This is a genomic window from Enterococcus sp. DIV1304_2 (assembly GCF_050555445.1).
GTDB lineage: Bacteria > Bacillota > Bacilli > Lactobacillales > Enterococcaceae > Enterococcus_B > Enterococcus_B pernyi.
This window is the reverse complement of the sequence record NZ_CP187851.1, coordinates 2450252-2472569: the sequence shown is the minus strand read 5'-3', so window position 1 is coordinate 2472569 and position 22318 is coordinate 2450252. Positions and strand designations below refer to the sequence as shown.

The 22318-nt window shown below is 39.7% G+C and carries 17 protein-coding genes; 14 read left to right on the top strand and 3 right to left on the bottom strand.

From position 1 onward, the window contains the following. The 14 genes from IGJ14_RS11375 to IGJ14_RS11310 all read left to right on the top strand — a co-directional run bounded on the left by IGJ14_RS11375 (position 1) and on the right by IGJ14_RS11310 (position 18463). Positions 1 to 2031 carry a BglG family transcription antiterminator gene (locus tag IGJ14_RS11375; RefSeq protein ID WP_430607816.1) on the top strand — a complete coding sequence of 677 codons (2031 nt, stop codon included), beginning with the start codon at positions 1 to 3 and terminating at the stop codon, positions 2029 to 2031. 14 nt (positions 2032 to 2045) lie between these two features. Continuing rightward, entirely contained in the window at positions 2046 to 2489 is a 444-nt protein-coding gene (locus IGJ14_RS11370; protein WP_019723005.1) for a PTS sugar transporter subunit IIA, read from the top strand. A 217-nt stretch (positions 2490 to 2706) separates the two neighbouring features. After that, positions 2707 to 5817 (top strand): SpaA isopeptide-forming pilin-related protein, encoded by a 3111-nt coding sequence (locus IGJ14_RS11365; protein WP_029594005.1) that lies wholly within the window; start codon positions 2707 to 2709, stop codon positions 5815 to 5817. 5 nt (positions 5818 to 5822) lie between these two features. Continuing rightward, positions 5823 to 7460 (top strand): immunoglobulin-like domain-containing protein, encoded by a 1638-nt coding sequence (locus IGJ14_RS11360; RefSeq protein WP_019723003.1) that lies wholly within the window; start codon positions 5823 to 5825, stop codon positions 7458 to 7460. Between the two features lie 4 nt (positions 7461 to 7464). After that, on the top strand, positions 7465 to 7674 hold the full coding sequence (locus IGJ14_RS11355) for a hypothetical protein (protein WP_373865796.1): 210 nt from the start codon (positions 7465 to 7467) through the stop codon (positions 7672 to 7674). 13 nt (positions 7675 to 7687) lie between these two features. Next, positions 7688 to 8521, top strand: a complete 834-nt coding sequence (locus IGJ14_RS11350) for a hypothetical protein (protein ID WP_019723002.1) — start codon at positions 7688 to 7690, stop codon at positions 8519 to 8521. A 20-nt stretch (positions 8522 to 8541) separates the two neighbouring features. Then, positions 8542 to 8925 (top strand): PrgI family protein, encoded by a 384-nt coding sequence (locus IGJ14_RS11345; protein WP_019723001.1) that lies wholly within the window; start codon positions 8542 to 8544, stop codon positions 8923 to 8925. Beyond that, positions 8909 to 11311, top strand: a complete 2403-nt coding sequence (locus IGJ14_RS11340; protein ID WP_430608488.1) for a VirB4-like conjugal transfer ATPase, CD1110 family — start codon at positions 8909 to 8911, stop codon at positions 11309 to 11311. Before IGJ14_RS11345 ends, IGJ14_RS11340 begins: the two co-directional genes overlap by 17 nt. Continuing rightward, complete coding sequence (locus tag IGJ14_RS11335; RefSeq protein ID WP_195475636.1) at positions 11308 to 13233, top strand: peptidoglycan amidohydrolase family protein; 1926 nt, start codon at positions 11308 to 11310, stop codon at positions 13231 to 13233. Before IGJ14_RS11340 ends, IGJ14_RS11335 begins: the two co-directional genes overlap by 4 nt. After that, positions 13230 to 13745: a hypothetical protein gene (locus tag IGJ14_RS11330; RefSeq protein WP_071866879.1), complete on the top strand. Its 516-nt coding sequence runs from the start codon at positions 13230 to 13232 to the stop codon at positions 13743 to 13745. Before IGJ14_RS11335 ends, IGJ14_RS11330 begins: the two co-directional genes overlap by 4 nt. Before the next feature lie 60 nt (positions 13746 to 13805). Then, on the top strand, positions 13806 to 14819 hold the full coding sequence (locus tag IGJ14_RS11325; RefSeq protein WP_195475638.1) for a hypothetical protein: 1014 nt from the start codon (positions 13806 to 13808) through the stop codon (positions 14817 to 14819). A gap of 256 nt (positions 14820 to 15075) precedes the next feature. Further along, positions 15076 to 16848, top strand: a complete 1773-nt coding sequence (locus IGJ14_RS11320; RefSeq protein WP_195475640.1) for a PTS mannitol-specific transporter subunit IIBC — start codon at positions 15076 to 15078, stop codon at positions 16846 to 16848. 12 nt (positions 16849 to 16860) lie between these two features. After that, positions 16861 to 17298 (top strand): PTS sugar transporter subunit IIA, encoded by a 438-nt coding sequence (locus IGJ14_RS11315; RefSeq protein WP_019723779.1) that lies wholly within the window; start codon positions 16861 to 16863, stop codon positions 17296 to 17298. A 13-nt stretch (positions 17299 to 17311) separates the two neighbouring features. Then, positions 17312 to 18463 (top strand): mannitol-1-phosphate 5-dehydrogenase, encoded by a 1152-nt coding sequence (locus IGJ14_RS11310; protein ID WP_195475642.1) that lies wholly within the window; start codon positions 17312 to 17314, stop codon positions 18461 to 18463. An 86-nt stretch (positions 18464 to 18549) separates the two neighbouring features. Here IGJ14_RS11310 and IGJ14_RS11305 read toward each other — a convergent pair whose 3' ends face one another. The 3 genes from IGJ14_RS11305 to IGJ14_RS11295 all read right to left on the bottom strand — a co-directional run bounded on the left by IGJ14_RS11305 (position 18550) and on the right by IGJ14_RS11295 (position 22196). Next, positions 18550 to 19251, bottom strand: coding sequence for a type 1 glutamine amidotransferase (locus IGJ14_RS11305; RefSeq protein ID WP_066025798.1), 702 nt, complete (start codon positions 19249 to 19251; stop codon positions 18550 to 18552). After that, on the bottom strand, positions 19244 to 20596 hold the full coding sequence (locus IGJ14_RS11300; protein ID WP_019723471.1) for a Mur ligase family protein: 1353 nt from the start codon (positions 20594 to 20596) through the stop codon (positions 19244 to 19246). The genes IGJ14_RS11305 and IGJ14_RS11300 overlap by 8 nt, the downstream gene beginning before the upstream one ends. Before the next feature lie 199 nt (positions 20597 to 20795). Beyond that, positions 20796 to 22196: a TrkH family potassium uptake protein gene (locus IGJ14_RS11295; protein ID WP_066025797.1), complete on the bottom strand. Its 1401-nt coding sequence runs from the start codon at positions 22194 to 22196 to the stop codon at positions 20796 to 20798. Between the last annotated feature and the right edge of the window lie 122 nt (positions 22197 to 22318).

The window sequence follows — 22318 nt, the reverse complement described above, 5'->3', positions numbered from 1 at the left end:
ATGTATTTGTCACCAAGGGAAAAAGAATTATTGACAGAACTCATCAATAGTCCAGCACCTGTATCTATACAAAAAATGGTCAATGTTTTACGTGTCAGCAAACGGACTGTATACCGCGAGTTGGAGCAATTAGAACGATCGCTCGAGGAAGTAAATGCTTCGCTGAAAAAAATAGCCCGAGGGTCATTTACGATTGAAGCAACACCTGAAACAATGATACAATTGCGCCAACTATTGAACGAAAAAGAGATGGAACTATCGACAACCGAAAGGCAACATGCGATTTTATTAGAACTATTACTCACGAAAGAACCGTTGTCTTTAAGTTATTTTTTAGAAAAGTATTTGATTAGTAATACGACTTTTTATGCTGATATCAAGCAACTTGAAACCAGTATGAAACAACTGCCATTGTCGATCACGCGTAACCGTGGCTATGAAATCACTGGACCGGAAAAATACCGCAGATTGCTGGTAGCGAATATCTTAGAGTTGGAGATCAATGCGTATGAAATATTTCACTTGCTGGAATTTGATACGACAACGAATTTCTTTTTTCAATTTATCACGACAGATAGTTTATTACTGGCGCGTCAAGTGGTACGAGAAGAGTTGATCCAGCAAAAGAAAGAATTAAGTGACCGGAAACTGGAACATTTAGTTTTGATACTCAGCATTACGATCGACCGTGTCAAAAAAAATCACGTGCTGACGAATGAAACCTACACTGGACTAGTGAATAAAGAGTTATTACGTATCGCCAAAGCTTTATTTTCTAAAATCGCTAAGGAAACGCAACAACTTTATCCAGTCAATGAGATCGTCTTTTTTGCTAGTCTATTAAATGACTTCTCGAATTCCTTCGATCAGGATTTCTTTGAAGAAACATTTGATACGCAACTCGCTTATCTTGTGAAACAGTTGATCCAAGTAGTCAGTGAAGCAACAAATAATCCATTCTACCAAGATGAAACACTCTACAAAATGTTGTTGACCCATTTATCAGGAGTATTCTCTCGAGCAGTACTTCAAGAAGAACAATTAACTAATCCAATTTTAGAAAAAATCATGGTTCAGTATCAAGAGATTGCTCAAGCCATCCGTCAAGGAATCGAGCAGATTTTTCAAGAAAAGAAACTATCCGAAGAAGAAATTGCTTATATGGTTCTCCACTTTGCGAACTCGTTAGAAAAAACACCAAAGGACAGCACGATCAAAATCGCTGGTTTTTCCCCTAGTGGATTAGCTTCGACAAGTATGCTTGAGTTAAAACTAAAGAGGTACTTCCCATTTGTTCAACATATCCATTTTTATCGAATTGCTGATCTAAAGAAAATAAATTTAGAAGAAGAGTATGATCTCGTCATTTCTACTTCGATCTTGAGTGGCTATGAGGGGAAATATCTATTAGTTTCACCATTACTTCTTGAGGAAGAAATCAAACAATTAAAAGCAGAATTTGCACGTTTGACCGAACACCGAACGACAAACGTCCGGTTAGGCGATCAGCCTTCGGTTATCGAAGATACGTATGAAGAGACGGTATTGATGATGAGTAAAATCAATCGATTACTCCAACATTTTTTCATTCAAGAGCTAGACAATCCAGCAACAGTCGAAGCGACTTTAAACAGTATTTTTGACTATTTACCTACAGGATTGGTGCAAGATAAGGACAAAGTTTTTCATCGTTTAATAAAAAGATATCAACAAGCGCCAATCGGATTACCTCATACCAACATGGGGCTTTTCCATACTTCTAGTTCTGAGGTCACAGAACCCTTCTTCTGTATTTTTCAATTGAAGCAAGTATTGGAGATCGAAGGAATGGACAAAACGAAAGTCGATTTATCAAGAATGTTAGTGATGCTAGCCCCGTCTCCAATTGATGAAGCTACTGGAAAATTACTTGGGAAAATAAGTGGTGCATTGATCATGAATGATTTGAATACTGAGATTTTTCGATCAGGAAATGAGACAATCATCTATCAGTTGTTATCTAAAATTTTGATCGATGAAATAAAAAAATAAAGGGGGCTCTATTGATGCTTGAGATTCCATCTGAACATATTTGGTTGAACCAACAGTTTGGTAGCTGGGAAGAAGCCATTAACCAGATTGGTGAGCAACTACTTGAAAAAGGAGTCATCCAAAAAGAATATATCGATGCGATGGTTGCTCGCCAAGAAGCAGCAAGTGTCTATATCGGTAACTTTGTGGCACTTCCTCATGGAAAAGCAAAAGATGAACAGATCGTTGAAGAGGGTATTTTTTTGTTCCAAGTACCTGATGGCGTTGACTTTGGTATCGACGAAGAAAAGAAAATCGCAACGATTTTATTTGCAGTGATCATGCGAGAAAACCAACAACTAACAAGTTTACAAGAACTCGCCTTTTTTTGTTCCGATGTCGATCAAGTAATGGCATTGAGCGATGCCCAAACAGTAGAGGAAATCCAAAAAATCTTAAAACAAGCTGAGGAGTTTTGACGTAAAATACGCAACGACCAATCAATTGATTGGTCGTTTTTTTTCTATTTTTTTTTGGGAGAATCTCGCCAAAATCGTAATTATATAGTGAAGGAGGTGCTCCGAAACGTGGTGAGATTTCTTACTTGATTTCAATAAGCAACAGCTGTGTGATTGAATCAACTTTCTCACTTTACAAGATCAAGCGACCACTTTATCAAATGAAAGGAGTTAAAAAATGAGGAGATACTCTAACTTGCTATTCTTGATTTTACCGCTCATCATTTTATTTTCCATGATGACTCAAGTAAAAGGCATACCAGTCTCAGCAGAAACGTTGACTGGTGTTCCCTCCTATCAACCAATCACTGCATCTTTCCCCAACTATATGACACGCACGAGCTTACAACCAACCGCACAAGAAGACACTTGGGAAAACTTCAAGAAAGACCACCAACTGATCCAAGGACCGAACGGAAAATTGACCACCATAGGCTCTACGAATTATATCGAAGAGGCGATTCATGAACGCTCGCCAAGATTGCTTGACCCATTTGCCAATGAAAGTGTCGTTGTTGATCCAGCGATCCATATCCCTAATATTGATATCCAGCTATCAAACGGTGGCAGAGAATACGGGTGGTATGGAAAACGAGTGAATGGTGAGATTGCTCTATGTTTGGAGCAGGGAGTGGCTCTCAATGTCGGTGAAAATAATGGCTACACTTCAAGTATCCAGAATACAGAATTATTAAAGAAAATCTCTTTGATCAAGTACTATGGCGTCATTGCGACAACTTACACGATGGAAAAAGAGTTGATGACTCAACTACTTGCTTGGGAGCAACAAGGGATCACACCTATCAATATCTCCGGCGTTTTGACCATGAGTGATTATCAAACATTCAAACGAACAGTGATGGAACAAGTGGAACGGTTCTATACCCAACCTAGTTTTCATGGATATATTATGAATGTAAAAGTCGGCGAAAGCCAAACATTCACCGATACGTCCGGAGCATTTTCAAATTATGCTTCATCTCCCGTGCAATCAATCAATGGAGTCACCATTGAAAAGCAAGGGAATCAAGTAACAGTTACTGCGACTAAAGAGGCACCAGAAACAAGCGAGATCGCATTTGATTATCATATCCCTAGTAGTTATCAAGGAGCAATCGTCGTGTACCAACATCCTTATACACAAAATATGGTGGTAGGCAGAGTGCCGCAGCTTACAAGAACTTCCTTTCAGCTTCGCGTACAAAAATATGGCCATGCAGCTATCCGAAAAGTCGATCAACAAACGAAACAACCATTAGCCGGAGCTGTTTTTCGTTTCACAACTTCAGAAGGACAGCAAAAAGAATTGACGACAGATGCCGAGGGAATTGCTATATGGCATGATTTGTTGGTCGATACGATCGTTACGATCCAAGAAATCAAAGCACCAGACGGCTATGTTTTAAATCCAACTCCCCAGACTATCACTGTAAAAGTGAATGAACTGACAAGTGTCACGCTAGAAAATCAAGAACAGACTGCTAATTTGATTGTCATCAAAGAAGATGAGGAAACCGGTGATCAGCCTCAAGGAGGTGCCCAATTGATTGGAGCTGTGTATCAATTAACGGACAAAGACGGAGAAACAGTTGCGCAACTGACGATGGAAGAGAGTGATGGCAGAGCATCAGCTGAGCTAAAAGGATTAAAACTAGGAACCTATTATTTACAAGAAACCGTTCCACCTCAAGGCTATAACTTAGATCCGACGATCTACCCCATACATCTGACGTATGCAGGACAAAATGAAACGGTGGCTGTTCATAGCAAAACAGTCACTGATCGCGTCATCAAGGGTCATGTCGAAGGATATAAATTTGGTTCAAAACCTCTTATCCCCACTTCTATCTTCGAAATTTTACACGCATTAACATTCAATCAAACGAATCATAAACCACCACTCGAAGGAATCGAACTAACCGCCACCGCTCATACCACAGGAAAAGAATATGTCCAAGTCACTGAAAAAAACGGCTACTTTAAATTTATCGATTTACCCTATGACACGTATACGATCGCTGAAACTAAAGGAACGGATGGCTATTTGATCATTGAACCATTTGAAGTGACGATCAGTGAGGAAGGCTACACACATTTCTTTTTATTAGAAGATGAAATCATCGAATCACGCGTACATCTTATCAAAATCGATCAAGAAACAGGTGACCAAATCCCTTATGCTGGCGCACAATTCAAGATTTTTGATACTTGGGCAAATGAAGGGCAAGGTGCATTCGTATTAATGACGCGTCCGAATGACACGGAAAAAACCGAGATTTTTGAAACGAATCAAAAAGGGGAATTAGTAACAACTGAGAGCCTACCTTGGGGCGTTGATCGCTATGAGCTTCACGAAGTTAAAGCGCCAGCAGGGTATCTTCCATTAGAAGAACCTTTGATTTTCAGTGTAACGGTAGAAAACCATCACGCGTTGATTCGTTTAGAAGTTCCGAATCGTTTAGCAAGACAATCGATTGAATTGATCAAACGAGATCGTTTAAATGAACATCCTTTATCGCATGTACCATTTGGCTTATATCAGTTAGGAAGAGCAGAAGATGGGGAAGAAATCCTTCATTTTATTGAGGAATATTTAACGGACGAAGAGGGACGAATCGAAGTAAGAGATTTACCTTATGGAACATATCGATTTATCGAAGGAAAACCATTAACAGGGTATTTACCACTAGAAGAACCTTTAGATTTTTCAGTAACTGTTGAAAAAGACGGTGAGTTGATCGTATTAGAAGCCTATAACGAACGAGAAAAATTAACATTGACGAGTTTATTCACAGCGATCGACGGAAGTAAGGAGCTTGATCCAACCAAAGACAATCAATTGAAAGACGTAGTCTGGATCAAAGGAGCAGCCATTGAAGTCGCTCATACGTATACAGTAGTGACGCAGTACCGAAAAGGTGACACCGGAGAACTCATCAACGAAGCAATCTCAACGTATACAGCAAAGGCTAAAGAAGATCAGTTTGAAGTGTTCTTTGACTTGAAAGCCAATACGTTAAAAGACAAGGACCAGTTGATTGCCACTCATATTTTATACTATGAGCCTGAGCAAGAAAATGAAGTTGCCCGTGAAGATGATTTAACCAATAAAGAACAGACCGTTCATTTCAATACACCAAAAGAGGAGAAAAAAGAAGAGATTAAGAAGCAAGAAAACATTCGAGAACTACCGAAGACAAACAGCAGTACCTCTTCGTTTCTCGTAGGGATAGGAACTCTATTTCTAGGAATAGGTGGAGTTGTATTCTATAAACAAAAAAAGGAGTGAAGTGAATGGCTAAGAAACATACACACATGAAATTCGGATTATTCCTATTAAGTTGTTCAATCGTATGGTTGGTCAGCGGCTGCAAACCAAGAGAAACAGAAGTTCCGCAAACAGCTGTCTCCACAGAAAGTAGAACGAATCAAGAAATCAGAGTGAAAGGATCAGAGTCAAGCGATCTAAAAAAAGAGGATAACTCTGCTCAGTTGTTTGAGTTTGCTTCGCAATTCAGAAGACCCATGAATGAACTCTCTGAAGCCACGATCAGAGATGAAACAAAGCGACTAAGGATCGCTTATCTTGAAACAACAACAGTACCACAAATCGTGGAAAGCACAGTTGTAAGAAGCAAACAAACGCATCAGTTGAGAGAATTCGAGCAAACACTTACTCCTAATATACCTGTCACTCCAGAGGCATTGGAGCAGTGGCAAGGGCCTATCGTTCGTGTCAATGAGCCATTGCACATTTTACCTAGAGGAACAGCGATTGATCCATTTGCTTATTTTACTTTCGTTCAAGGGAGCGATCCCAATCCGCAGATCCATTATACGCTCATCGATCCGAACCAAACGGGTTATCAAACCATGCAGATTTCAGCAATTGATTCAAAAGGAAACGTGAGCGTTGCGACTGTGACTTTTCTTTTTAATCACTCGCCAATCATTCAAAAGGAAAAGAAAAGTCAACACATAGCGATCGGTTCGAGTATTGATTTATTAGCAGGGGTTTCTGCTTACGATGAAGAAGATGGTGAATTGACCGCAGAAATCCAAGTAGAAACGACACTCCAAACAGAAAAAGAAGGAAGTTATGAAGTCATTTATTCTGTCACAGATCAATTTGGTGCAAGTACCAGTTTGACAACCAATGTGACGATCACGAATGAAGCTCCAATGATCGTTGGTCCCAATCAGCTCGTCTTTCCTGTCAATCAGTCATTCTCTTTATTGGATTATTTCTCAGCAAGTGATCAAGAAGATGGCGCGATCAATCTTACTTCGGAAAATATCTTGGCATCTGATTTTGATCCTCAGGTACCGGGAAACTACTCTATAAGAATCGGGAATGTGGTGGATCGTTATGGCAAAAGAGCAATTGAGCGCACCGTCCATATTCAATTGACGAATGAAGCGCCCACAGTCACAAATACGCATATGACGCTCCCTGTTTTTAGTGAATGGAATAAAGAAAGTTATTTGGCAACACTGATTCTTGGAGATCGTGAAGATTCGGTGGATCAATTACAAGTGATGATCGATGTGCCATTTTGGCAGAAAATCGACACTTCACGATTAGGTATCTATCGTTTTCCTCTTCAGGTCCAAGATACACATGGAAAAATCACTCGAACTTTTGGGAGCGTCCACGTAGTCAATGAGCCCCCTGTATTTTCTGGGATAGAGGATAAGAGATTCCTTGTAGGCGAAGAGAAATTAGATTTATTAGCAGGAATCTCTGTGACTGATCGTGAAGAGAAATTAAGCATAGCAGATGTTGAAGTCATAGAAGAAATCACTTGGGACACACCTGGAAGCTATCCTGTTTATTTGACGGTCAAAGATACATTTACAGAAACGACAGTATCTTTTCATGTCATTATTCAAGACAACAATCCAGAAATGCCAGAGAAATTGGGAGAATAAGGAGATGCAAATGGATTATTTCAATCAAGCAATGTCTTTATTTTCCAACGGGGTGATTACTGCAGGAAGCTTACTGACCGTTTGGGGCATTATCCAATTAGGCGTTGCAATCAAAGAGCATAATGGGCCAGGGATGCAACATGCCATTTTTCAAATCGTTGGGGGTGCAGTGATTTTAGCTGCTGGTGCGTGGATCACGAATATTTCAATGTGAGGAGCGAAAAAGAATGGACGGTGCGATCGAATTTTTGCTACAAACGATTGCAGAACAATTAAGTTTATCGACGAATCATAAAAATAGTCTTTTACAAAACCTCGAACATTATCTGCCGGAAATCTATCGTTACAGTGTGACGATCATGGAAAGTGTCGTCAAACCTATCGCTTATTCATTATTAGGTTTTCTACTGCTGATCGAATTTCAACAACTCACACATCGGCTATACGGCAAGCAGTCAGAGTTTGGTGGGTTGGATATGTTTTTACCATTATTCATCAAAATCGGCTTGACCGTATTGCTTTTACGACATTTGATGGTTTTTCTCAATGCCATTATGGATGTGGGTATTTTTGTTAGTCAAGGAATCAATCAATTGGAGATTCGAGGTGTGACGGATCAGACAATGGATATCTTCAACGTGATGGAGCAGATCGATCAGCTAGGTTTTTTTGAAAAAATGGTGTTGTTGATGATCTTACTCGTTCCCTTGATTCTATCGATCATTGTTAGCGTCCTTGCTCAAGTGCTGATCTTTTTACGCTTTTTGGAAATGTATCTTTATTTGAGTATCTCACCTTTACCGATTGTCGCTTTAGTGAATACAGAAATCGGGCATGTCGGAAAGAATTTTTTAAAACTATTTGGTGCGGCATCTTTACAAGGGGTATTGCTATTTATCGTGTTGAACATCTATCCGCTTCTAGTGAGTACTGTTTTTTCATTTGATGAGAAGCAAGGAATGATTGCCGTGATCAGCGCAATCGTTGGCAATTGCCTGGCACTATCTATGTGTTTGTTCTATACATTGAAATGGTCTAAAGCGATCATTGTTGCAGCATGAGTTAAGAAAGGCGTGGAATTATGGCAGTAGAAGTAGTAATTAGAAAAGAAATCAAAGAATACCAAGAAAAAATCTTTTTTGGTTTCTCACTAAGGCAGATCATCGTGATCGCTTTAACACTAGTAGTGATTTTGCCGATCGGTCTGCTCAATCATTTTGTTTGGGGATATTCTATCGATGATCTGGGCTTTGTATTGATGTTTTTTACCAGTCCGATTCTATCTGTTGGTTGGATCAAAAAAAATCAGTTACCTTTGGAAAAATATCTCTTTGTTCGTTGGCGTCATTTTATCGCAACAAAGCACTATCTTTATCAAAATGCTCGTTTGGAGGAAGAACATGAGGGGATTTCAACGAGGAAAAATAGTAAAACAGAGAAATATCGAAGTGAACAAGGGAATTAAAAAGTCTTCCTTAACCAAACTATTACACAAGCAAAAGAAAAAAAGAGGAAAAAAAGAACGAAAATCAGCACCAGCCAAACATGCACAAAGGAAGATTCGTTATGAAAAAATGTATGAAAGTGGAATTTGTGAACTTGCTTCCGGATATTATTCAAAAAGTATCCAGTTTTCAGATGTCAATTACCAAATTGCACCTGTAGAAGACCAACAAGCTATTTTTCAAGGGTATTGTACCTTACTAGATAGTTGTGATGAACGAACGCATCTAACGATTACCTTGAAAAAAAAGCGAATGGAACAAGAGGAACTTGAAAAGCAATTGTTCTATAAAGAAACAGGTGAGAGACAGGACATTTACCGTCGAGAATTGAATGAAATGCTGCGGCGAACCATGACAGAAGGAGGAACGAATTTTAGCAAACAAAATCTATTGACCTTCAGCACGCAGGCTACTGATTATGACCAAGCCAAGCATTCCTTGACGCGTATCGAACAACAACTTAGTCATAGTCTTTCGGAAATCGAATCAAGTAGTCAAACACTTTCTGGCAAAGAACGGTTGCAACTGCTCCATGAATTGATCAAACCTAATGAATGGTTCCAGTTCAATTATACAGATTTAGTTTATAGCCGTTTGTCGACAAAAGCAGTTGTTACCCCTGCAAGTTTCAGCTTTAAAGCAAAAGACTATATCGAAATTGGCTCAGAGTATGCCCAAGTCCTATATTTGAAAGATTACCCCACCAAACTTTCAGATAGATTGATCTTAGAATTAATGGATATTGGCGAAGAGTTGTGTTTATCGATCCACATTGAACCAGTGGATTCTGAAAAAGCAAATCAGTTGGTTCAAATTAAAAAAGCTTATATGGAAGGGGACAGAACAACTGCTGAAAGAAAAGCGACACAAAAAGGCTATGATCCTTATTCAAGTATTCCGTATGAATTGACCAATAGTATCAAGGAAGCCGAAGCTTTATTAGACGATCTAGTCAAAACCGGTCAAAAATTATATTTTGTTACCTTCCTCGTTTATTTCCGATCTCAGACCAAAGAAAAACTTGCTGATATTGCGGAACAAGTCCAACATGTTGGGCGTAAAAATCGTTGTCATTTCAATGCATTAGACTATCTACAAGATGAAGGATTCAATTCGGTCTTACCTTTAGGCAAAAATTGGATCGAACAACAACGGACGTTGACGACAGAAAGTACAGCGATTTTTATTCCATTTTCAGCGCAAGATCTTGATCATATAGATGGCAAATATTATGGGCAAAATGAAATGACCAAAAATAGTGTAAGGATCGATCGTAAGCAACTAAACACGCCGAGTGGCATGATTTTAGGTAGCTCTGGTTCAGGCAAAGGTGTAGCAAAAAAATATGAAGAAATCACGACGTTACTTAAAAATCCCGAAGATGAAGTCATTTCGATTGATCCGGAAGATGAGGATACGATCATCGGCAATGATTTTGAAGCTCAAATCATCAATATCGCCCCTAATACCAATACATTCATCAACTTACTAGATATTTCAGAAGACTTGAGAGGAGAGGCAGATCCAGTAAAATTGAAATCTGACTTTTTGTTGACTGCTTGTGAAGCTTTGATCGGTGGTCCAACTGGTTTAAACTCAGCACAACGATCGATCATTGACCGTGTCACGCGATTGACGTATTTCAATTTTCAAAAAAACTCAGAAAAATCAGCTCCGACATTGGCGGAAGATTGGTTTCCGCTTTTAAAAGAACAACCGGAAAAAGAGGCGCAGACATTGGCGTTAGATTTAGAGTTATACATCGATGGTTCACTTTCGATGTTTTCTAAACCAACTAATGTTTCTTTAAATAAACGTTTTGTGATTTACAATACGAAACAACTAGGGAACCAATTGAAAACTTTTGGGATGATGGTTGTTTTGGAACAAGTGTGGAATCGGGTCGTTCGCAATCGAGACAGAGGAATCACTACTTGGATCTATATTGATGAAATGCAACTCCTGTTAAATGATCCCTACTGTGAAAATTATTTTTTTGAACTATGGAGCCGAATCCGTAAATGGGGCGCGATTGCCACTGGTATTACCCAAAATGTCGAAACCTTATTATTATCAGATAAAGCACGCCGAATGTTAAGTAATACGGAATTTATCATTATGTTGAAACAAGCGAAAAGTGATCTAGATGAGCTGTCTTCTTTGTTCAATCTTTCGTATCAGCAACAAAAACAATTGCTCAATCCTATCAAAGGGGCAGGGCTGATACGCGCAGGCAACGCCATCGTTCCTTTCTCCAATACTGTTGATCCAACAACAAAACTTTATGAGTTGATCACCACTGATCCTGTCGAACGCCACAGATTACGACAGGATGTATCGCCATGAAAAAAAACGATGTAGGCATTGAAGAGATCGTGAAATCACGAAATAAACGAAGGAGTAACAGACATTTTCTGCGTAGAAACACCAAAGATCCTCGCAGAGTCATGCTTGACTATCAGAAAAAAATAGTTGATTTCTCTTTACTTGGAAATAAAACTTCGATCAGTAGTAAAGTCAGCCTTTACCTATTTGTTGGTGTTAGCATTCTCATATTTTTTCTCTTTTTCAGTATGATCGGCTTCGTTTCGTCTGCTACGATCAAAATCAATGAGCTTGAATTGACGAAGGTCTGGAAATATTTGACCGAATTGGATGCGGAATTGACACTAGAATTAAACTCAACTAAGAGTTCGATTCTAGTAAATGAACGAGTAGTGGCTGCAAATGAAGTCGTGATCAGGACTGACATTGAAGAGGTGCTGATTTATTTAGATATGGTTTATGGCGATGACCAATTAGGAAATCCAGATGTTCTCAAAGAAACGATCCAAGGATTGCATGAGCAGATGTGGCAAGTAGACAGTGACGGGAGACAAATCAAAGTAACATCACAGCCATTGTCGCAAGTGATCACTTGGACGCCAGAGTGGAAAGAACGTAGACAGCTGTTAGCAGAAATTGGTCTTTATGCAAGTTTGACTGAATTAAGCAATCCATTGAAAGAAACAGACTCTTTACGCATAAAACAACGCTTTGGGTATTACGTAAGCAATCAAGAAAAAAGCTTACTTGAAGGACTGCTCATCCAGACAGAACCGAAAGAAAGTATAGTCGCTGTGATCGCTGGAGAAATTACAAGAGACCGAGAGAACGTAACCATCACAATGGACGATCAAACCATTACTTATCATGATGTAGATCTAACAGCTACTGAAGGACAGATGGTATCGGTGGGTACAGAGATTGGGCGAGTAAAACAAGAGGAACTGCATCTGTCTTACCAGAAAAAAGGTGAAACCGTCAATCCAGCTTTTTATCTCCCCAATGTAGTCGATAACAATGAGACACAGCTTGATCCCATTGAAACAGATACTGCATTCAATGAACAGAAATTTCGAGAAGTGATTCTACTACATTGTCACGCATTTAGTGATCATGCAGAAACAATCATCCAAGAAGCTAAAAAGAATAATATCTCCCCCATTGTTCTAGCAGCCATCATGATCCACGAAACTGCTTGGGGGACGAGCGAAGGAATTCGAGAAAAGAACAACCCCGGTGGCTTGATGCGAGAAAATGAGTTGCTTTCCTACGCCACACTTGAAGAAGGGATTGCCGCCACCGCTCGAACACTAAACCAATTGATCGTGAACCAAAGACTGCTGACAGTCGAGCAACTCGGAAGTGTGTATTGTCCTGTAGGTGCAAGTAATGATCCCCTGGGATTAAACCAATACTGGGTACCGGCGATCAAAGAATTATTTGTGCAACTAGGTGGCAGTAAAGAGATGAGCTTACTCTGGCAATCGGATCATACAGTGGGGCAAGAGGTGTTGACACAAGCCAGAACATTGTATCGTCAAAACGTTCAATACTCACAAGGCTTTGAACGAGGCACCTTTCCTTATCATGATTGCTCTTCTTTTGTTCTGTGGGCGATGAGAAGTGTTGGCTTGCCTGTGCCACTAGGTAGCACGGAGACATTGTATTCTTTGGAAGGGACACTCCTGATACCGATCAATCGAGAAGATGTCAGAGCCGGTGATTTGTTTGTATGGGGGAAGAAAGGCCACTCTTTAGGTAGTTATGGCCATACAGGGCTATTTTTAGATGATGGTGGTAAAACGATCCTTCATTGCACACCTGCTACTGCACGAGGGTATGGTCAAGAAGGCGATATCGTCATCACTCCATTTGAAGGCTATGCGGGTGATCTCCAGCTGGCGCCTGTTTATTTCTATCGATTGTTGGGAGAAAACAAATGAACCCGAAATCCAGATTTCTTTATCTTATTATTGTTTTCTTACTGTTTAGCAGTGTGACTTTTAGTGTTGGCCGGTCTATAGGCTTTCGTTCACAAGAGTCTGAACAGAAAGCTGGCCCAGTTTCGGAAGCACAAGTCAGAGAGTTTTTACAAGCTTATTATACGTTTGAAACAGTCGGCGACAATTACTCTGCATATGTTGATGCTCTTTCTAACAAGATGAAAGATAAAGTAAAAACAGAACAAGGTAAAAAAACGCATAGTCCGCAGCGTTTTGGCTTCAGTCGCTGGCTCAAAAGCGAGCATTATTTTAAACAAACGAACGAGGAAATGGTTGAAGTCCTCTGTTTGGTTGATTTTACAACGTCTTTATTGAATGAAGAAGGCGGAGTTGTAAAAAAAGATATTCGCCATCGTGAGGGTGTCAAACTGACTTATCTCTACGACACTAAAAATCATCGCTATGTCTTGGATGATCTCGAACAGCTGTCTTCTTTTATGGAAATACAATGATTGAGTAAGGAAGACCTTACAAATGGACGCAACAAAAATGAATGAGGGGAGTGACAACGTATGGCAAAAGAAACTGTAATCATCGATCAAATCCATCACTTACAAGTAAAAGAGACTCAGTTGGATTTGTTTCAGGCTTTGGAAGATTTAGAGACTGAAAATCGACGAGTCTTGCTGGCAAACACACAAGGACAATGTCGCATACGTATTTATGATCGTAAGGGAGAAATGATGATAGAAAAAGTGCTGCAATTTCCTTTGACAGAGGAGATTGAAGAGATCTTAAGTCAACACTGGGAGCAAGAAACAGCCAATACAAAAAAGAAGAGTCAGTTCCCTCATTCAAGCAACACGCTGAAAAAAAATCAGTTGTTACAAATCGATTGGAAAAAAATCATCAAGCGATTACTTCTTAGTGGAGTAATCGTTTTTGCTGTGGTTCAAGGCAACATGTGGATCGAACAAAGAACGAATAATGAGCAAGTGACAACCAAAGAAAATCAGAAAAGTTCATGGCAGTCATTGGTAGAACTAGGTGCATATGAAGAAGCAGCTGAAGAATATCCCGCTCGGTATCAGCAATTGATCGATCACTTAGTAGAAGAACAGGAATTTTCTTGGGTAGAGAAGTTGAATGAGCAAAAGCCAACAGGAAATGCCACCTTTGATTTGGCTTTTTATCAAAACGATTGGGAAACAGTAATTGTGACCCACGTGGAACAATTGACGGAAAAGCGCCAAGTCAAGTTAGCGATTGCTTATTTGAAGCTAGAACAAGTACAAGAAGTCGTTGTCTTGAATCGCCACTTAAAACATCCGGAGGTCACGTTAGCACTGGATCAGTTTTATTTTGAAAAAAGTCTTGATTGGTTGAAAGTAAAAGAAATGGAAAAAGCGAAAGACGCATTTGAACAGATCCAAACGGAAGAATTAAAAGCGGTGATGGCGGCATACATAGAGCAAGGAACGATTATTTTAGATTTCATTACATTCTATGAGGCATCGTCCAACACGTCTGAAAATGTAGCGCTTTGGGAAGAGCGACTGGCTCGATTAGGAGAATCAACGGAATAAAAAACTCACTTTGCAAAAAAGAGTCTAAAAGATCACGAGGATGCGCTTTTTCGTAGGTATCTACAAATAAAAAGCTCCCTTAAATGAAGGAAATAATTGTTTCAGCGTCTCTAATCGGTACCAGAAGCCTTTCATCAAATCACTCATTTTGCTCACTCCATGTTTTGGCACAAATGATTGTGCCAAAATCCGACTATTTATCTAAACGGTAAGCGGATACAATTTGGTTAAAGAAAGAGATAAAGGAGCGATTGAAGTGGAAGAGACGATACCAAAAAATAAAATTTCATTCAAAGCAAAAGTACAAAAGTTAGGAAGTACCTTATCTAGTATGGTGATGCCAAATATCGGCGCGCTGATTGCTTGGGGTGTATTGACAGCATTATTTATTCCAGATGGCTATTTACCAAATGAAGCATTCGCTACGATGGTCGGCCCGATGTTGACGTATTTGATTCCTTTATTGATCGGCTACACCGGAGGGAAAGTCATCGGAGGTGATCGTGGGTCAGTTGTCGGGGCAATTGCAACGATGGGTGTGATCGTTGGGACAGATATTCCAATGATGCTAGGTGCCATGATCATGGGTCCGTTAGGTGGCTTTGCCATCAAGAAATTCGACCAAGTGTTTCAAAAACATATCAAATCAGGCTTTGAAATGTTGGTCAATAATTTCTCCGCAGGATTGATCGGTTTTGCGTTAGCATTGATCGGATTTTCTGCAATTGGTCCAGTAGTGGACACACTGACACAAGCGATGGCAACAGGTGTTGAAGCAATTTTAAATGCAAATTTGATTCCATTGACGAGTATCTTTATCGAACCAGCGAAAATCTTGTTTTTGAATAATGCGATCAACCACGGTATTTTGACTCCCTTAGGAACAGAACAAGTGGCTACAGCCGGTCAATCGATCCTGTTCTTATTGGAAGCAAATCCTGGACCAGGTCTAGGTGTATTGTTAGCTTTCACATTATTTGGCAAAGGCGCGGCAAAATCATCTGCACCGGGTGCAATGATCATCCATTTCTTAGGTGGAATCCATGAAATCTATTTCCCATACGTAATGATGAAACCGTTATTATTCTTATCAGTGATTTTTGGTGGGATGACTGGTAGTTTCGTTTTCCAATTGATGGATGCAGGCTTACGTGCCCCAGCTTCACCGGGTTCGATCATTGCCATTTTAGCAATGGCACCATTGAGTGCTTACTTACCAGTTATTCTAGGGATCGTGGCTGCAACAGCCGTTTCTTTCGGGATCTCTGCGGTCATTCTAAAAGCTGATGCGAAAGAAACAAGTGAAGATTTTGAAAAATCAGTAGAAGCGACTCGTCAAGCGAAACAACAAGCGAAAGGAACTGGAACAACTAGTCAAGGACAACCAGCCTTATCAGCAATCAAAAAAATCATTTTCGCCTGTGATGCTGGGATGGGCTCAAGTGCAATGGGTGCTTCCTTGTTAAGAAAAAAAGTCCAAGAGCATCATTTACCTCAAGTCGTGACGAATCAAGCCATCAGTCAATTGTCTGATGAAGCGGACGTATTGATCGTGACCCAAGTCGAGTTACAGGAACGGGCAAAACAAAAAGCGCCACATGCTCATTTCGTTGCAGTAGAAAACTTCTTGAATTCACCAAAGTATGAGGAAATCATTCAAGCATTAGGAAGTAAGGAAGAAACACAGCCAAACCAACCAGTCTCTACTACTCCAACGGATGATTTGGATTTATCTGAATTAAAAGATATCAAAGAGATTTTACTTGTTCATGACGATCGTGCAGGATCAGCGACAATGGGATTGTCCTTATTGAAAGATATTTTGAAGAAAAATCAACTGGAGATCCCTCTGAAAAAAATCAATATTGATGAGTTGACGGAGCAACCGAATACACTGATCGTTTCAAGAGAATCCTTGTCTGAGGAAGCACGTTCAGTGGCACCGCATTCACTTCATTTTTCAGTGGCGACGATGGTCAGTCCACAAAAATATGAAACGATTGCTCACTATTTGAAAAAAGTAGCGTAAGGAGGAAATAAAATGTCTGAATTAGCATTTGATATGATCGAGTTGAATAAGGCTTTTGCCACAAAGGAAGAGGCCATCCGATACTGTGGAAGAAAATTAGTGGAAGCCGGTTGTGTCGAAGAACCCTACATTGACGCAATGGTGGAACGTGATGCGATGTTATCCGTTTATATGGGGAATTTTATCGCGATCCCTCATGGAACAGATGAAGCCAAAGCATTCGTAAAAAAATCAGGGATCTGTGTGATCCAAGTGCCAGATGGTGTCAATTTCGGCACTGAACAAGAAGAGAAGATTGCGACAGTCTTGTTTGGTATCGCTGGCGTAGGTGAAGAACATTTGCAATTAGTGCAACAAATCGCTCTTTATTGTAGCGACATGGACAATGTTGTCCAGTTAGCAGATGCACTAAGTAAAGAAGAAGTCACACACAATCTAGCAATTGCCTAAGGAGAGAAGACGAATGAGAGCAGTACACTTTGGTGCCGGAAATATCGGCAGAGGATTTATTGGAGAAGTTTTAGCTGAGAATGGGTTTGACATCACTTTTGTTGATGTCAACGAACAGATCATCGATTCATTAAATGAAAAAAGACGGTATACGATCGAACTAGCTGACGAATCGAAAAAACAACTTGTCGTTGAACGCGTTCGCGGATTGAACAACCAAAAACAGCCTGAACAAGTGATCAAAGAAATAGCACAAGCAGATCTTGTGACCACAGCGATCGGTCCCAATATCTTACCATTCATTGCTGAACTGATTGCAAAAGGGATCGAGCAAAGAGAACAAGAGGGCAATCAGCAACCCCTAGACATCATCGCTTGTGAAAATATGATTGGTGGCTCTGAGCATCTAAAAATGGAAGTCTATAAATATCTGTCAGATACTCGCTTTGCAGATCAATCCATCGGATTTCCGAATGCAGCAGTGGATCGCATCGTGCCGATGCAACAACATGAAGATCCTTTGTTTGTGCAAGTGGAACCTTTTAAAGAATGGGTCATTGATGATAAGCAACGAAAAAATAAAGAGATTTCGTTAAATGGCGTACTATACGTCAAAGATTTGGAACCATATATTGAACGAAAACTATTTAGTGTGAACACAGGACACGCGACTGTAGCTTACACCGGTGCATTATTGGGATATGCAACGATCGATGAGGCAATGCAAGATTCGTTAGTCGTTGCCCAACTAAAATCAGTGCTACAAGAAACAGGAAGTTTACTGGAAGCAAAATGGGGCTTTGATAATAAACAACATGAAGCTTATATTGAGAAAATCATCCAACGTTTCCAAAATAAATATATCTCAGATGCCATCACTCGGGTAGCTCGAACGCCTTTACGTAAGTTAGGCTATCAAGAACGCTTTACTCGTCCGGTTCGGGAATTGCAAGAATACAATTTGACTTGTCCACATTTGACAGCTACGATGGGGATCATTTTCAACTACTATGATCCTGAAGATGAGCAAAGTCGTGAACTGCAAGAGATGAAAGTGCGAGAAAATATGGATCAGTTGATCCAAGAAGTCACAGGTATCCATGATCCGACAACGATCAGTAACATCAAGCAAAACGTGATGCGTTATGCGAAACAAGTGGCTTGATTCTTGATATGATCAATGGAATAAAGAAGTGGATTGTAAAAAAACCTCTAAAAATATCTAAGATATTTTTAGAGGTTTTTCGCTGTTTACTTGATTGGAGCTGCGGCAACTGTTGGTAGATCAAGTTCTTTTCCATAACGTTTCTCTAATGCTAAGCGAACGAGACGCTCCGCTAAATGTTCATTACGTGCTAAGATCGGACCATGGAAATAGGAGCCGTAAACGTTGCGGTAAATGACACCTTCTGATTGATCTTCCCCATTGTTTCCTTGACCTTTGACGATTTTTCCCAGCGGGCGTTCGCCTTCGCCAAGAAATGTGCGACCATTATGATTTTCAAATCCATAATAGGTTTCGTTGAACTCTTCGTTGTGGATCACGATGTCACCGATGAAGCGATTATTCTCTTGGCTTAAGGTGTAATGATCCAACGCACCGATTCCTTGGATTTTTTCACCGTTTGCGCCCATATAATAATGACCAAGTAGTTGGTAACCGCCACAAATCGCAAGTACGACACCATCATTTTCAATGTAATTAGTCAATGATTCTTTCTTTTCTTGAATGTCTTTTGAAATGATCATTTGTTCAAAATCTTGACCACCTCCAAAGAAAACTAAGTCATATTTCTCTGCCTCAAAGGGTTCATGGATGCTGACGATCTCAGTATGAGAAGTGACCCCCATTTTTTTGGCGATATATTGGAGCATCAAGAGATTGCCATTGTCACCATAAGTATTCATCAGATTCCCATAGAGATGGGCAATGCGTAATTCGTAGTTAGCCACGATTCATGCCTCCTTTGATAAAGCCTTGACTCGCTAATTCTTTTCGTAATTGTAAGACAGCTGTATAGGTCGCTAAAATATAGACATGATCTGTCGGTAGTTGCTTGATTTTCTCAATGACATCAGTCAATTCTTTTGATTGAGTCAATTTATCTTCAGCGATACCCGCTACTTTCAAACGTAGTGCCATATCTGTGTGGCGATCGCCACCAGCAATCACAGCAGGGATCTCCATATCTGCAAAGCGTTCAAATTCTCCGTCCCAGATCCAACTCACATCGATGCCATCTGCGTAGTTCGCATTCAAGAGGGCAACTAGTGAAAATGGATACGGTGCATGTCCCATCATGTCGATGACTTGGTTGATCCCTACAGGATTTTTGACTAGGACTAAGGTACAGGACTTGCCATCGATTTCGATGACTTCTTGACGACCAAATACTTTTTCGTCATACCCTAAGCCTTGTCTGATTTTTTCAGGAACAACACCATAATATTCAGCCACCGCAGTAGCTGCTAAAGCATTATAGACATTGTACATGCCACCAACTTCGATGCCATATTCATTGCCATCAATGACGAAATCAGCTGATTTGTTGTCCATTCGTTTCATTTCTGTCAAACGATAATCCAATTCTGGACGTTTAAAGTCACAATTTGGACAATAGTATTTACCTAAGTTTGCATAAGTGATCATTTTGTAGTGCAAGATGTGATGACATTTCGGACACAACACACCATCTGTATTGTAGTGGGCCATCTGTTCATGGTCTTCTTCGTGATCAAATCCATAATATCTTCTAGGGTTGACGGTCTCAACTGAATTGAAGATCGGTGAATCGCCATTACTGATGATTGTAGCATCTGGCGATTTTGCGGCACCGTCAACGATCATTTTATACGTGGTATAGATTTCACCGTAACGGTCCATTTGGTCACGGAAAATGTTTGTAAACAAAAATAGTTCAGGTTTGATGTATTCAGTCACTCTACTTAGACTGGCTTCATCGATTTCTAACACCGCAAATTTCTTTTGCCCTTTTCCGGCTTTTGCTTGTAAAAAAGTCGAAACGATTCCTTGGACCATGTTGGCGCCAGTAGGGTTCGTCAAGACTTCATCAAATTGTTGTCGTAAGATATTGACGGTCAAAGCGGTCGTCAATGTTTTTCCATTTGTTCCAGTTACGACGACGACTTGATAGTCTTTTGCTAATGTATCTAAAATATGAGGATCGATCGATAAAGCAAGTTTACCAGGTAAACTTGATCCTCCTTTAAAAAAGGTTTTTAGTCCCCATTGTGCGGTTTTACCAACTGCAATCGCAAATTGACTGCGTATTCCCATTATGTAACCTCCAAAACGTCATAATTACAAATAAATTCAACTAATCATACCATATGTTGAAAAAAAGGTTAAATTGCTTTGTCTTATTTTACAAAAGTTTATATTGTTCGCAAAACAAAAAAGAAAGAAGCGAGAAAACGAATAACCATCGTTTCCTTGCTTCTTAACATCGTTCTTTTTAGGGTAACGATAGACTAGCTTACCCGATAATGATTTTCTCAGTAGGATATTCATAACCTAAATCTCGTGTTTCTTTTGGCACAAATAACATTAATGTATACAACATCCCGATACGTCCAATAAACATCAACGCACCGATCGTGATTTTACCGACTGTTGATAGATCACCGGTAATTCCTAGCGATAACCCCGTTGTACCAAAAGCAGAAGTCACTTCCACGATGATTGAGATCAGCGGTTGTTTCTCCGTGGCAGATAAAAAAAGAATACAGAAGAAGCACATCCCTAAGGAGAGCATAAAAACGACCACTGATTTTCGGACATCATCTTCATCAATTCGACGACCAAAAATATTAATGTTATCTTCACTTTTCAAAAACGAATAAAGATAAAGACCAATGATCGCCACAGTCGTGGTTCGGATACCACCACCGACAGAACTGGGACTACAACCAATGAACATCAATAAGGAAAAGACGATCAAGGTCGTGATTTGAAAATCTCCTAGATCATGGATCTGTAAACCCGCATTACGAGTTGTCATGGAATAAAACATTGAATTGATCCACTGGACACTAGGATGGAGATCTTTGAACAAGTGATTTTTTTCAAGTAAAAAAATCAAGACAGTCCCGCTGACAAATAAAATGACAAAGGCGAGGACGGCTAATTTGGTAAACAAAGAGAACCGAAAAGGAATCTTGGCTTTCGTTTTTCGATACAAGCGCCATTCTCGAAACTCCATCAATACCGGAAAACCGATTCCACCAATGAAAATCAGGAACATGATCATAAATAAAAAAGGATAGTCATGTTCAAATGGCTTGATCGACTCACCAGTAATATCGAATCCCGAATTTGTGACCGCGGAAATAGCTTGATAAAATCCATGAAAAACGGCTTCGTGCCAATGATCGAAATAGCCGCGAATATAGAAATAAACGGAGAACAAGGCACCAAATAGCAATTGGAACCAGAGCAATATGACAAAAGTGATCCGAATCAAACGAACGATACCAGATAAACGTGGTTGGTTCATATCTGTCATGATCAATTGTCTTTGACGTAAGGTGATCCGTCGCTTAGAAAAGATAATAAATGCCGTTGAGATCATCATGATCCCTAAACCACCCACTTGAAACAACACTTCGAGTAAAATAATGCCATTGTTATTAAAAATCGCGTGGATGTCAAATGTCGAAAGACCAGTGACACTGATCGTACTGATCGCCATAAAAAGCATGTCAATAAATGAAGCATGACTACCCGGATTTCGGAAAAATGGGATGTAAAACAAGCCCAAAGAAATCATAGTCATTAAAATATAATAAAATACGATAATTTGAATAGAAGAAAAGTGACTAGAAGCATATCTTGCACTACGCCTTCGCCATTTCCGAAAAAAAAGATTCAATTGCACAAATTCGATCCTCCTTGTTAGATGTTTCTTCCAGTATACCGACAATAAAATAAATACACAAAGAAATAATAAAACTAAAATTTACTAGGATTTTAGTTATTGGAAAAGTGTCTTATAATAAA

Excerpts from the sequence above, each read along its gene's own strand:
- IGJ14_RS11375 (WP_430607816.1), top strand. The coding sequence starts at position 1 with ATGTATTTGTCACCAAGGGAAAAAGAATTATTGACAGAACTCATCAAT.
- IGJ14_RS11370 (WP_019723005.1), top strand. The coding sequence starts at position 2,046 with ATGCTTGAGATTCCATCTGAACATATTTGGTTGAACCAACAGTTTGGT.
- IGJ14_RS11365 (WP_029594005.1), top strand. The coding sequence starts at position 2,707 with ATGAGGAGATACTCTAACTTGCTATTCTTGATTTTACCGCTCATCATT.
- IGJ14_RS11360 (WP_019723003.1), top strand. The coding sequence starts at position 5,823 with ATGGCTAAGAAACATACACACATGAAATTCGGATTATTCCTATTAAGT.
- IGJ14_RS11355 (WP_373865796.1), top strand. The coding sequence starts at position 7,465 with ATGCAAATGGATTATTTCAATCAAGCAATGTCTTTATTTTCCAACGGG.
- IGJ14_RS11350 (WP_019723002.1), top strand. The coding sequence starts at position 7,688 with ATGGACGGTGCGATCGAATTTTTGCTACAAACGATTGCAGAACAATTA.
- IGJ14_RS11345 (WP_019723001.1), top strand. The coding sequence starts at position 8,542 with ATGGCAGTAGAAGTAGTAATTAGAAAAGAAATCAAAGAATACCAAGAA.
- IGJ14_RS11335 (WP_195475636.1), top strand. The coding sequence starts at position 11,308 with ATGAAAAAAAACGATGTAGGCATTGAAGAGATCGTGAAATCACGAAAT.
- IGJ14_RS11330 (WP_071866879.1), top strand. The coding sequence starts at position 13,230 with ATGAACCCGAAATCCAGATTTCTTTATCTTATTATTGTTTTCTTACTG.
- IGJ14_RS11325 (WP_195475638.1), top strand. The coding sequence starts at position 13,806 with ATGGCAAAAGAAACTGTAATCATCGATCAAATCCATCACTTACAAGTA.
- IGJ14_RS11315 (WP_019723779.1), top strand. The coding sequence starts at position 16,861 with ATGTCTGAATTAGCATTTGATATGATCGAGTTGAATAAGGCTTTTGCC.
- IGJ14_RS11310 (WP_195475642.1), top strand. The coding sequence starts at position 17,312 with ATGAGAGCAGTACACTTTGGTGCCGGAAATATCGGCAGAGGATTTATT.
- IGJ14_RS11300 (WP_019723471.1), bottom strand. The coding sequence starts at position 20,596 with ATGGGAATACGCAGTCAATTTGCGATTGCAGTTGGTAAAACCGCACAA.